The sequence below is a fragment of the Virgibacillus flavescens genome, from assembly GCF_050574275.1.
Taxonomy (GTDB): domain Bacteria; phylum Bacillota; class Bacilli; order Bacillales; family Amphibacillaceae; genus Virgibacillus_F; species Virgibacillus_F flavescens.
Map to the genome: position 1 here is coordinate 2,696,105 of NZ_CP192260.1, position 12,526 is coordinate 2,708,630.

The 12,526-nt window shown below is 35.9% G+C and carries 10 protein-coding genes; 3 read left to right on the plus strand and 7 right to left on the minus strand.

Features of this window, described 5'->3' with window-relative positions:
- The 3 genes from ctaD to cyoE all read right to left on the minus strand — a co-directional run bounded on the left by ctaD (position 1) and on the right by cyoE (position 3,963).
- Positions 1–1,854, minus strand: a complete 1,854-nt coding sequence (gene ctaD / locus VBD025_RS13100) for a cytochrome c oxidase subunit I (protein WP_430786168.1) — start codon at positions 1,852–1,854, stop codon at positions 1–3.
- Positions 1,855–1,897: 43 nt separating this feature from the next.
- A complete protein-coding gene (gene coxB, locus VBD025_RS13105) occupies positions 1,898–2,953 on the minus strand; it encodes a cytochrome c oxidase subunit II (protein ID WP_430786170.1) in 1,056 nt (351 codons plus the stop codon).
- Between the two features lie 71 nt (positions 2,954–3,024).
- Positions 3,025–3,963, minus strand: a complete 939-nt coding sequence (gene cyoE, locus VBD025_RS13110; RefSeq protein WP_430786172.1) for a heme o synthase — start codon at positions 3,961–3,963, stop codon at positions 3,025–3,027.
- 498 nt (positions 3,964–4,461) lie between these two features.
- On the opposite strand from cyoE, the gene VBD025_RS13115 reads away from it, so the two are divergent.
- Positions 4,462–5,382 carry a COX15/CtaA family protein gene (locus VBD025_RS13115; RefSeq protein ID WP_430786174.1) on the plus strand — a complete coding sequence of 307 codons (921 nt, stop codon included), beginning with the start codon at positions 4,462–4,464 and terminating at the stop codon, positions 5,380–5,382.
- A 62-nt stretch (positions 5,383–5,444) separates the two neighbouring features.
- Here the strand turns inward: VBD025_RS13115 and pyc are convergent, their stop codons facing one another.
- The 3 genes from pyc to VBD025_RS13130 form a co-directional block, all read right to left on the minus strand.
- Positions 5,445–8,888 (minus strand): pyruvate carboxylase, encoded by a 3,444-nt coding sequence (gene pyc / locus VBD025_RS13120; protein WP_430786176.1) that lies wholly within the window; start codon positions 8,886–8,888, stop codon positions 5,445–5,447.
- Positions 8,876–10,057, minus strand: a complete 1,182-nt coding sequence (ftsW, locus tag VBD025_RS13125; protein WP_430786178.1) for a putative lipid II flippase FtsW — start codon at positions 10,055–10,057, stop codon at positions 8,876–8,878. The genes pyc and ftsW overlap by 13 nt, the downstream gene beginning before the upstream one ends.
- 293 nt (positions 10,058–10,350) lie before the next feature.
- A complete protein-coding gene (locus VBD025_RS13130) occupies positions 10,351–10,635 on the minus strand; it encodes a YlaN family protein (RefSeq protein WP_430786180.1) in 285 nt (94 codons plus the stop codon).
- Positions 10,636–10,832: 197 nt separating this feature from the next.
- Between VBD025_RS13130 and VBD025_RS13135 the strand changes: the two genes are divergently transcribed.
- Both VBD025_RS13135 and VBD025_RS13140 read left to right on the plus strand, forming a co-directional pair.
- Positions 10,833–11,336 carry a hypothetical protein gene (locus tag VBD025_RS13135; protein ID WP_430786182.1) on the plus strand — a complete coding sequence of 168 codons (504 nt, stop codon included), beginning with the start codon at positions 10,833–10,835 and terminating at the stop codon, positions 11,334–11,336.
- Between the two features lie 160 nt (positions 11,337–11,496).
- Positions 11,497–12,096, plus strand: coding sequence for a YhcN/YlaJ family sporulation lipoprotein (locus VBD025_RS13140; RefSeq protein WP_430786184.1), 600 nt, complete (start codon positions 11,497–11,499; stop codon positions 12,094–12,096).
- Positions 12,097–12,128: 32 nt separating this feature from the next.
- Here VBD025_RS13140 and VBD025_RS13145 read toward each other — a convergent pair whose 3' ends face one another.
- The gene (locus VBD025_RS13145; protein WP_430786186.1) at positions 12,129–12,419 is read right to left on the minus strand and encodes a hypothetical protein; all 291 of its coding nucleotides are present in this window, start codon (positions 12,417–12,419) and stop codon (positions 12,129–12,131) included.
- Between the last annotated feature and the right edge of the window lie 107 nt (positions 12,420–12,526).

Genomic DNA, 12,526 nt, shown 5'->3' on the forward strand with positions numbered 1-12,526 from the left:
TCAGTCAGCCTCCCTTTCAAGTTCTTCTTTGCTAATGTGATACCCTAAATCGTCCTTAAGTGAACGTATCAGCATACATCCAAATGTAATACCCATGCCAATGAATACTAGTGCTAACCATGCATTATTATCAACTTGATAAATAACTCCAAATCCTGCAATAAATAACCCTAGTGACATCATAAATGGTAAAATAGATGCATTTGGCATATGGATGTCGCCAAGTGGTTCTGATGGCGTCATTTTTCCTTTGCCTTCTGTTTTTTCAATCCACAATGGATCTAAACCTCGAACAAGTGGAACTTGTTTAAAGTTATAATGTGCAGGTGGCGAAGCAGTTGCCCACTCTAGTGTACGTCCATCCCATGGATCTGCTGGCGCTTTTTCGCCTTTTGCAAATGTATAGAACACGTTTATAACGAACACAATTACACCAAATGCCATAAAGAATGCACCGATGGTACTGATAAGGTTTCCTAAATCCAGTCCCTGATTAGGCATATACGTTGAATACCGACGTGGCATCCCCATTAAACCTAAGAAATGCTGGATAAAGAATGTTAAGTGGAATCCGATTAAGAATGTCCAGAAAGTTAGTTTACCCATACCTTCGTGTAATATTTTCCCGAACATTATTGGCCACCAGTAATGAAGACCGGCAAAGATACCAAAAATTGTTCCACCGACAATTACATAATGGAAATGAGCAACTACGAAATAAGAATCATGATACTGATAATCTGCAACAACAGATGCTACCATTACTCCAGTCATTCCTCCAAGAGTAAATGTAGGAATAAATCCTAGCGCCCACAGCATAGCAGAATTAATTGTAATCTGACCGCCCCACATAGTAGCTAACCAGTTAAATATCTTAATTCCAGTAGGTACCGCAATTGCCATTGTCGCAATAGCAAAAATGGAGTTAGCAACAGGGCCAAGACCAACTGTAAACATGTGATGTGCCCAAACCATGAACCCTAGAAAAGCGATTAACATAGTAGCAAATACCATCGCTGTATAACCAAATAATCGTTTCTTTGAAAAAGTTGAGAACATATCACTAAATAATCCAAATAACGGTAAGATCAAAATATAAACTTCAGGGTGACCAAATATCCAGAAAATATGCTCCCAGATAATCGCATTACCGCCGAGTGATACGTCGAAAAATGCTGCATCAAACATACGATCAAACATAAGTAGAAACAGTCCAACAGTTAATGCTGGAAATGCAAATAATATAAGTATACTTGTAATAAATGATGCCCAGGTGAATAGAGGCATTCTCATGTACGTCATACCAGGGGCACGCATGTTAACGATCGTTACCAAGAAGTTGATACCACCAATTAACGTCCCCGCCCCCGCTATCTGGAGTCCTATGACATAAAAATCAACACCATGACCCGGTGATGTAGTAGATAGAGGTGCATAGGAAGTCCAACCAGCATCTGGTGCTCCACCTAAAAACCAACTACAATTTAAGATTAGTCCTCCGAATAGAAATAGCCAAAAACCTAAAGAATTGATAAACGGAAACGCAACGTCTCGCGCACCAATTTGTAAAGGTATAGCTGCGTTCATTAAAGCAAAAATCAACGGCATGGCTGCCAAGAATATCATTGTAGTTCCATGCATCGTTAAAATTTCGTTATACAAACCATTACTTAAAAAATCACTGTCTGGTTTGACTAATTGAATACGAATTAACATAGCTTCTAATCCGCCGACTAGGAAGAAAAAACCACCGCTGAACAAATATAAATGTGCAATCTTTTTATGGTCAACTGTTGTTAAATAATCCCAAAGTACAGCAGCGAAACTTTTTTTATGAGTAGCTGCATGACTCACTACTTTTACCTCCCTTAAACAAGTTGCAAAATTTTATTGTTTCTTACTTCTTTCCTGCATCTTCCGGAGTTATGCTCGACGGTTTTAACTGTAATAAATAATCAGCTATTTTGCCTGCTTCTTCCTTTGATAAATCAGGATACTTACCTGTCATGTTGTTACCAGGTTTAATCTTTTCAGGATCCATAATCCAACTGATAAGATTTTCTTTATTGTGATCTAAAACACCAGCAATCTTAGTACGGTCACCAAAATTAGTTAAGTTAGGTCCCACCTGTACTGGTGATGCACCAATAGCATGACATCCCATACAGTTGCTTTCCTGGAACAATTCTTGACCTTGCTGGACGCTTTCGCCTTCAGCAACAGCTTTAGGGTCAACATTTTTAATGTCTTCTACCCATTTATCAAATTCCTCAGGACTAACTGCAATAATTTTAAAATCCATCAGTGCGTGTGATGGTCCGCATAATTCAGCACATTTACCGTAGTAAATACCTTCTTCATACGCTTCAATAAACATCGTATTTTCATTCTCAGGGTTTACGTCCATTTTACCTGAAATAGCTGGTGCCCAAAATGAATGAATAACATCAGACGATTTCATATTGAGATAAACTTTTTCATTCGTCGGGATATACAAATCCTGACTGGTTTGAATTTCTTTACCTTCATAATTAAAATGCCACCAGTATTGATTACCGGTAACCTCAACATTAAGACTATCACTAGCTGCTGACTCGTCAGCTAAGTCAAAAGTAGCAGTTACAGTAGGTACAGCAATAATGATTAATAAAATAATCGGAATAACTGTCCAGATTGTTTCAAGCGTCTTATTTCCTTCAACTTGTTTAGGAATAAAATCCTTCTGTCCTTTCTTTTTACGGAAGCGGACTAAAACTGTAACATACAAAAGCATTACAATGACTAGGACAAATAGCATCACAACCGCCGTTAAAATTATTAAATCCAGCGATTTCTCTGCTCCATATCCTTTTGGTATTAAAGCACTTAAATTTTCTTGACCACATCCTGAAAGAATAAGTGCCAATGAGCTGAACAATGTTAAAGCTCGCAGTTTTCCCATCCAACCTTTCATGTAATCATACCTCTCTTTCTCTTGTTTCTTCCTTATATAATTTTGTGTTTAAGGATAATTACGAATTTCATTTAACTAAAGGGGAAATCAATTGTTACTACTACCATCATCAAAAATAAAATAGTTAAATAGTTCAATGAATAAATAAACATCAAATTTGCCCATTTAAGATCATTTTTCATAAAAAAACCACTAATACCGAGTGTTAACCACCCAACATTTAATAGTGTGGCAATGACTATAAATGTAGTTCCAAGTTCTGATAAATAAAATGGTAATGGCAATAAACAGGCTGTGTAAACAACCATCTGACGTTTTGTAAATTCAAACCCGTGAACAACTGGAAGCATAGGGATACCGGCATTTTTGTACTCGTCACACTTTTTCATAGCTAAAGCAAGAAAGTGTGGCGTCTGCCAAATAAACATGATTAGAAATAACACAATCGCCGCAATGTGAAGGTTTGGATCTATTGCTGCCCATCCAATTAAAGGTGGTACGGCACCAGAAAAACTGCCTACAACTGTGTTGAGTGTATATCTGCGCTTTGACCACATCGTATATAAAACAACATAAGTGAACCAGCCAAAGAAACCAAGAACAGCTGCTTGCACTGTAGTTAGTAGCAAGAGGGTTAATCCAATTCCTGTTGTTGCTATACCAAGTATCAAGACATGATTTAGAGCGATAGTACCCGTTACAGTAGGCCGCGTTTTCGTACGGGACATAACAGGATCAATATCGCGATCATACCAGTTATTTAGTATACATCCACCAGCAATCACGAAAGCAGTACCGATCATTGTTAACAAAAAGACATCCCAGTTATTAATAAAAGTAGCATTGGTAAAATAAAGAGCTAACCAAAATCCAGCAAATGTTGTGATAAGATTAGAATTTACTATTCCTATTTTTATTAATGCTTTTAAGTCTGCAAACAATGTCGATTCTTCTTGCGTTGATGCAATGTTTCCAACCATTTGTGAAGATGTAGTCTCCACTTTATTCATTCCATATATCCCCCCTTCAATCATCCAACATAAAGGCACAAAATTATATAGAACATATGATGGAACGATAGCATTATTACTTACTATCTCCAAAAGTATCCTATGTATTACCTTAATTGTATCATGAAATTGTTTTTCAATCTATTTACTTTACAAGTATATTTCATTTTTGAACAAACTAGATGTGACAAAAATGTGAAATTTTGTTCCAGAAATAAAACAAAAATACATAACACTTATAAATACTAGAAATATCTTTACGTAACCACATAAAACTGGGATTTATAATGGTTTACCCGCAAATATCCCTTATATTATTTCTAGCAAACAACGTTACACAATGCAAGAGTTTTTTGTTTTTCCTTCAAGGGAATTAAACGAAATTCGTGATAATATGACAATTCTGTGTAAGTGTTGATATTTGGGTCTATTTTAATTGCTTGTACTGCAGTGTAGTATTATGATAAGGCTATATAATGAAAAAGTGGGGCATTTTATATGATGAAATTGTTGAAATGGCTATCTGTTTTTTCTACGATAGGCATGTTTTTAGTTTTAATTGGAGGAGCACTTGTAACGAAGACGGAATCAGGTGATGGTTGTGGGAAGAGTTGGCCATTTTGTAACGGACAATTCTTACCAGATGATATAACATTCGAGCTAATTATTGAATTAAGTCACCGTCTTGTAACCGGTAGCGTGGGGATTCTTGTGCTTTCATTGTCTATATTAGCTTGGAAAAAAATCGGGCATATACGTGAAGTGAAATTCTTGGCATTCATGTCTACTTTCTTCTTAGTTGTACAAGCATTAATTGGAGCTGCCGCTGTTAAGTGGGCTCAATCAGACTTTGTTCTAGCTGCACATTTTGGAATATCATTAATATCATTCGCTTCTGTGTTCTTGTTAACATTGCTTGTGTTTGAGGTTGATAAAAAATTTGATGCTAATTCACTAGTTATTAAAAAGAAACATCGAATAGAAATCTATGCTATAACAATTTATACATTATTTGTTGTGTATACCGGTGCTTTAGTTAGACATGCTGAATCCAGTCTCGTTTGCGCGGATTGGCCATTTTGCACAAACAGTTCTCCCTTGCAGCTTACATCGTTCAGGCTCGATCAGTGGATACACATGAGCCATCGATTAATTGCTGGTTTATTATTCGTCTGGACTATACTTTTATTTATAAAGATGGTTAAAAACTATCGCAATAACAGAGTTATGTTATGGGGTTGGGCTGTAACATTAGGATTAATCACACTCCAGGTGATTTTTGGAGCGATGATTATTTTCACCCTGCTAAATTTAGGAATCGCGCTTATGCATGCGTTTGTCGTCTCCTGTTACTTTGCTATGCTAAGTTATTTTATCCTTCTTTCATTTAGAAGCGCTAAGTTCGAAAAAGACAAATAGCTTAAACAACAACAATTTAATACTAAAAAAGCCAGTAGAAATGATATTCTACTGGCTTTTTCTTATTCAAATTCGATCAGTAAATCATTTACTTTAATCGAATCGCCATTGCTGACGTGAATGGCTTTTATAACCCCTTCAAATGGGGCTTGAACTGTGGTTTCCATTTTCATCGCTTCGGTAATAAGTAAGTAATCACCTTTTTTAACTTTCTCACCTTTTTCACTTATAACCTTTACAACCGTACCAGGCATTGTGGCACCAATATGTTTTGAGTTTTCAGGGTCTACCTGCGGTTTTGTAACAAGTAATGATTTTACATTTTCATCTTTGACAACTACTTCGCGTGATTGACCGTTAAGTTCGAAATAAATTACTCTTGTGCCGTCATCATGAGGCTCTGAAATGGAAACTAATTTTACAATTAATGTTTTACCTTGTTCGATTTCCACTTCAATTTCTTCGCCTAATCTCATTCCATATAGAAATGTTGGTGTATCAAGTACAGACATATCTCCATATTTTTCATAAAAACGATGATAATCCATAAATACTTTTGGATACAAAGCGTAAGATATCATATCAAAGCTTGAAACCTGCCGATCAAGCGTTTTAAATAAAGACTCTTTTAATTCACTAAAGTTTACTGGTTCTAATAATTCACCAGGTCTAACTGTTATTGGTTTCTTACCTTTTAAAATAATGCGCTGTAATTCTTTAGGAAAACCTTCATACGGCTGTCCGATATAACCTTGTGCAAACTCAATAACCGAATCCGGAAAATCAATCGATTCTCCTCGCTCATAAATATCATCTTCTGTTAAATTATTTTGAACCATGAATAAGGTCATGTCCCCCACTACTTTAGATGATGGAGTTACTTTGATAACGTCTCCAAACATTAAATTCACTTTATAAAACATTGTTTTTACTTCATTCCAACGTTTTTGCAGACCAACTGCTTTAGCTTGTTGTTTTAAATTACTGTATTGGCCACCCGGCATCTCGTGTGAATAGATTTCCGTGTGCGGTGATTTCATACCGCTTTCAAAATCATGGTAATATTCACGAATCTCTTCCCAATAGTGAGATAGTTTTTCATATGAGCCAACATTTATTTTCGGCTGCCGTTTGTGCCCTTCAAGTGCATGATATAGTGTCTGAGCGCTAGGTTGTGAAGTTAGTCCAGCCATCGGTCCATTCGCAACATCGACTACATCTACTCCCGCATCAATTGCACGGGCATAGGTATAAATACCATTTCCACTTGTATCGTGTGTATGGAGGTGAATTGGAATAGTCAGTGTTTCTTTTAAAGTAGTTATTAACTGGTAAGCAGCTTCAGGCTTTAATAATCCTGCCATATCTTTAATCCCAAGTATATGTGCGCCTGCATTCTCTAACTCTTTTGCAAGATTTGTGTAATAGTCAAGATCGTATTTCGTTCTGCCTTTATCTAAAATATCGCCTGTATAACACATAGAAGCTTCTGCAATTTTGTCAGTTTTCCGGACAGATTGAATTGCGAGCTTCATACCCTCAACCCAGTTTAAACTATCAAAAATTCTAAATACATCTATTCCAGCGTTAGCACTCTTTTCAACAAACTCTTTTATCAAATTATCAGGATAGTTTTTATATCCAACCGCATTGCTTGATCTAAGTAACATTTGAAGTAAAACATTCGGCATTTTTTTACGAAGACTTAGCAGACGTTCCCATGGATCTTCTTTTAAAAAACGATAAGCAACATCATACGTAGCACCGCCCCACATCTCTACAGAAAACAGTTCTGGAAGCAATCGTGTTGTGGGTTCTGCAATCTGCAGAAGGTCTTTTGTTCGAACACGAGTTGCAAGTAATGACTGATGTGCATCGCGGAACGTTGTATCTGTTAACAAAACTTTCTCTTGTTTGAGAAGCCATGAGGCAAGTCCATCTGGTCCCTCTTCGTCAAGAATTTGCTTCGTTCCACTTGGTATTTCTTTCAAACGATCAACTTTTGGTATAGGAGGAGCTGTATATAATGGTTTATTCTTCTTGTCCAGCCCTTCGAATCCATTTACTGTTGTATGACCAATATAGGAAAGCATTTTTGTACCTCGGTCTTTTCGTTTCGGAAAAACAAATAACTCTGGTGTGTGATCAATAAATGTTGTACTGTAGTTACCAGATAAAAAATCCGGATGACGAATCACGTTCTCAAGAAACGGTATATTCGTTTTTATTCCACGTATACGGAACTCTTTTAAATTACGTACCATTTTATTCGCTGCTTGATCAAAAGTTAATGCCCACGTAGACACTTTTACTAATAATGAATCATAGTGTGAAGAGATCTCAGCACCTTGAAAACCATTACCTGCATCTAAACGAACACCAAATCCTCCACCAGTTCGATACGCCATGATTTTTCCAGTGTCAGGCATAAAATTATTTAATGGATCTTCCGTTGTTACTCTTGACTGAATTGCATATCCATTCGTTTTAATATCGGATTGAGCCGGAACTCCAATCTCTTTTTCATGAAGATCCCTGCCTTCAGCAACTTTAATTTGCGTTTGGACGATATCAATACCAGTTATTAATTCAGTAATCGTATGCTCAACCTGGACCCGGGGATTAACTTCAATAAAATAAAATTCATCATCGGTTACTAGAAATTCAACTGTTCCAGCATTAATATATTTTACTTTTTCCATTAACTGGACTGAAGCTTCACAAATTTTCATGCGCAATGAATCAGAAAGTGATACGCTCGGCGCAATTTCAACCACTTTTTGATGGCGTCGCTGAACGGAGCAGTCACGTTCATACAAATGAACAATATTACCATTTCTGTCACCGATAATTTGAACTTCAATATGCTTGGGATTTTCAATTAACTTTTCTACATAAACTTCATCATTACCAAAAGCAGCTTTCGCTTCTGATTTTGCTCTGTCATATGCTTCTGAAAGACCGCTGTCACTGCGAACAATCCGCATTCCACGTCCTCCACCACCGAGTGATGCCTTAATAATAATTGGATAGCCCGTCTTATCTCCAAAGGCTCTTACTTCTTCGAGGGAAGAAACAGGTCCATCAGTACCAGGAATTACTGGTAGACCAGCATTTATGGCCTGAGTTCTTGCTTTAACTTTATCACCAAACATATTTAAATGTTCACTAGTAGGACCAATAAACACGATACCTTCTTCTTCACAACGCTTGGCAAATCGAATGTTTTCAGATAAGAAACCATAACCAGGATGTATTGCATCGACACCTACTTGTTTTGCAACATCTATAATACCTTCAATATCCAAGTAGGAATCAATCGGTTTCTTTCCTTCACCTATAATGTATGCTTCGTCTGCTTTGTATCGATGATAGGAACCCGAATCTTCTTTCGAGTAAATTGCAACGGTGCGTATATTTAATTCTGTACAGGCACGGAACACCCGTATTGCAATCTCACCTCTGTTTGCTACTAACACTTTTTGAATAGGTTTTAACTCGGCCATGATCTTCCTCCTTTATAAGATTTAAGGTTTCTACTAGAGTTTTGATTTACAGCAACAGGTTCTTGTTCACTTTTCTTTACCGATTTTGCGATATTATTTAAAATCCCCATGGATGCTAGCATCACAAGTAGAGATGATCCGCCATAGCTGATAAAAGGCAAAGGTACGCCTGTAATAGGCAGCATTCCACTAATTGCCCCTAAGTTAATAAAAGCCTGGATGCCTACCATGGATGAAATGCCAATAGCTAGTAGTGCTCCGAAACTATCTTCGCATTTTCGAGCTATAAAAATTCCTCGTAAAACAATTGTAGCCAGCATACCAATTACAATAATTACTCCAATAAAGCCAAGTTCTTCTGCTATTACCGCCATTATGAAATCAGTATGGGGTTCTAGTAGGTAGCCAAGCTTCTGAACACTGTGACCTAATCCTTCACCCGTTAGTCCGCCTACCCCGATCGCCAGATAAGACTGTATTAAATGATATCCATCCGTTTGAGGTGTTTCAAAAGGTTGGTATGCACCAGTGAATCTGGCTAATCTTTCATCGGTAACCATTTGAGGTGCTGCAAAAGCAATTAAAAGTAATCCGATAAGAATAAGGACGCTTAGATGCCTAAACTTTATTCCGGAACTAAAAATCACAGAACAAGCAATTAAAAAGATAATGGATGCAGTCCCTATATCAGGCTGCAATAAAATTAATCCCAAAATAACACCCGTCATGATTAATGGAGGCACGACACCTTTTTTAAAATCATTTATGTACGACTGTTTCTTAGAATAAATACTTGCTAAGTACATAATCAATCCAATTTTTGCAAATTCCGCTGGTTGCAGACTTGCAAAGCCAAAATTGAACCATGATCTAGCGCCATTTATTTTATCACCAAAGATTAAGACGCTGATTAACAGAGTGAAAATGATGAAAATGATTACTTTTATTAACTTCTGATAGTACTTATAAGGAAAAGCACTACAAAAAATAAAACCAACCATACTAATAAAAAACCATTGAAGTTGTTTAAAAAGGTAATATGTACTTTCATGTCCTTCCATTACTGCTAAAACCATACTGGCGCTATAAATCATTAGTATACCAAAACCAGACAGAAGTAATGGGGAGATCATTAGTGTGAAATCGTATTCTTTTAATTTCTGTATCATCTTACTTCTCCCTGTTTTATGTCATTATTTAAGACGAAATAGAAATTTTCAATAGTATAACACATTTAACTATTTAGTGTAACTTATTCAAATATCTTATTCGTTCGATCCTTATTATATTATATCACTATATTTTTCCAAAAAACCATCTATTATAACGACTTTATTTAATTAAATGTTTCATCTAAACGGTCACAAAAATTCTTGCATGTAACAAAAAAACCTTGCCTAAAATCATTTGGGCAAAGTTTTGTTAAGTCGTAATCCACTTAAAACAACCTAACAATATTATGTTAAATTGAATTTTGTGCTGCTTCATGCAGAATGTTTAGCTGTCTTTCAAGATTTTCCAGAAGTGCTTTACCTTCGTCTTCATTTATTAGATCCAGGCGTACTGCAAAATCAATCTCCCTTGAAAGTCCAAACATTTGTGTATCTAAAACCTCTTCATACAAGGGGCATTGTGGCATGGTCAAATTATCGATTTGTACTTCGATAAGTTTTAATATCTTATCAGCATCTGCCTTAAGTACTGCATATGCTTTTTCACGATGATCTACGGTCACCTCAGGAATCAATTGAATCCCTCCAATTAAAAGACTTTCTTATAGTTTATATTATCGCTGAACCTGATAAATTGCAAATAAATTTAATAATAAATCTTTCCTTACATCCTATAAATAAGCATATAGAAGTACTTTATGATAAAATATAAACCGTGAAATTTTTTTATTCAGCTCACTAGTCAGATATAGATTCGAAAGGAGAATAATAAATGATAGTACCAATTATAGGAAACGTTAACTATTCGATTACGCTTGACCCGACTGTTTGGATTTTTGATGATCGGAAAATAGAATTTAAAAAAGCATTTGACCTAGTACCAGAAACTGCAGTTGCAGATGAAGAAGATAATGATGAATTGAAAAAAGCTTCGAGCCGTTGGAACAGAGAGGTCTATCAACAGAACATTAATCCTCCTATTAATAAAAGCATTTCCAAAATGGAAGGAAAGAAAATACTAGAAGGAACTTATGTGATGCCGATAGAAAAATTTGTTAGCCATGCAGAGCCAAAAGCTGATGCTAAATCAGCTACCTTAGTACTGGGTGATGGAGACGATGTTACAATCTCGCTTGCAGAATTACATGATTCCTATTTACTATTTGCAGTTGATGGTAAACCATTGAAAGAAAATGGACCAGTTCATCTCTATCGCAAAGACGGGTCAAATAAAGAAAATCCAATTACTTCAATAAATAAAATTATAATTAATTAAATAAATATAATTGAAAGGCTGTTGCTAATCATGCAACAGCCTTTTTTTAATAACTATCATTTCCTATAACCGACTGCTTCCTTTTGCGTATAATTTAAGATTTAAAACGAATTATAAACTTAGGACATTTTTTAACTAAAAGCTTAAGGAGGTATGTCAAATGAAATTGAGTATTTTTACAGGGATATTAGTAACTTGTTTATTCATAAATGGTTGCCAGACAAACAAAGAAGATGTAACCATCTCTGAAGAAAAGAGTAATAATCGCTATTTGCAAGTAGAGGATTCAGAACAGCCGGAACGGAAAAACTTAAGCAATCAGGAGATAGCTGATCATCTAGCATCTGTCGCTAGTGAAGTTGTAAATGTTAACGATGCCACAGCAGTTGTGGCTGGCTCATATACAGTAGTAGGAATTGATGTAGACAAAGATTTAGATCGTTCAAGAGTTGGAACAATAAAATACACGGTATTAGAGGCATTGCAGCATGACCCATACGGCAAGACTGCTGTTGTAGTTGCCGATGGTGATATTATGGAGCGTTTACGGCAGATGGGGAATAAAATTGACCAAGGATATCCACTCCATGGCTTCGTAGATGAATTATCAGCTATAGTTGGCAGATACATGCCAGATTTTCCAATTAGTGAGAATCAGCCGGAAGAATCCGATCAAAACAAAAAACTATTACCGAAAAAAGATGAAAAGCAATTGGATGATATCGAGGAAGACCAATCCAATCAATATAATAACGAATAAAAAAAATCCTGGTTAAACGCCAGGATTTTTTATCAGGTAGTTGATTTTTCTTCTTCTTTTACCTCATTATAATAATTTACTCCAAATTGAGATCCTTCTGAGACCATTTTGGAATTTTCAAGCTGTGACGGTTCCTTATTTTCCACTTGATCTGGAACGCCAGCATCGTCTAATGTTGATTCTTTATTCATATTTTTAATTTTAGATGTCGTATTTTTCACACTAGTTTTTAATTTATCACGGTTATCTTTATCCTTAAGAACAAATCCAGCAACGCCTGCACCAACTGCACCTACACCAGATAGTAAATATCTTTTCTTCATCGAATCACTCCTTCAAAATGTTGTATATTTAGGTATTCCCCAAATTTTTTTTATAAAACATACATTAATTACATTTTCAATCACACTTATTAATGTGTTATATTAGA

Coding starts and splice junctions, on each gene's coding strand:
- coxB (WP_430786170.1), bottom strand. CDS start 2,953: ATGAAAGGTTGGATGGGAAAACTGCGAGCTTTAACATTGTTCAGCTCA.
- cyoE (WP_430786172.1), bottom strand. CDS start 3,963: ATGAATAAAGTGGAGACTACATCTTCACAAATGGTTGGAAACATTGCA.
- VBD025_RS13115 (WP_430786174.1), top strand. CDS start 4,462: ATGATGAAATTGTTGAAATGGCTATCTGTTTTTTCTACGATAGGCATG.
- pyc (WP_430786176.1), bottom strand. CDS start 8,888: ATGGCCGAGTTAAAACCTATTCAAAAAGTGTTAGTAGCAAACAGAGGT.
- ftsW (WP_430786178.1), bottom strand. CDS start 10,057: ATGATACAGAAATTAAAAGAATACGATTTCACACTAATGATCTCCCCA.
- VBD025_RS13135 (WP_430786182.1), top strand. CDS start 10,833: ATGATAGTACCAATTATAGGAAACGTTAACTATTCGATTACGCTTGAC.
- VBD025_RS13140 (WP_430786184.1), top strand. CDS start 11,497: ATGAAATTGAGTATTTTTACAGGGATATTAGTAACTTGTTTATTCATA.
- VBD025_RS13145 (WP_430786186.1), bottom strand. CDS start 12,419: ATGAAGAAAAGATATTTACTATCTGGTGTAGGTGCAGTTGGTGCAGGC.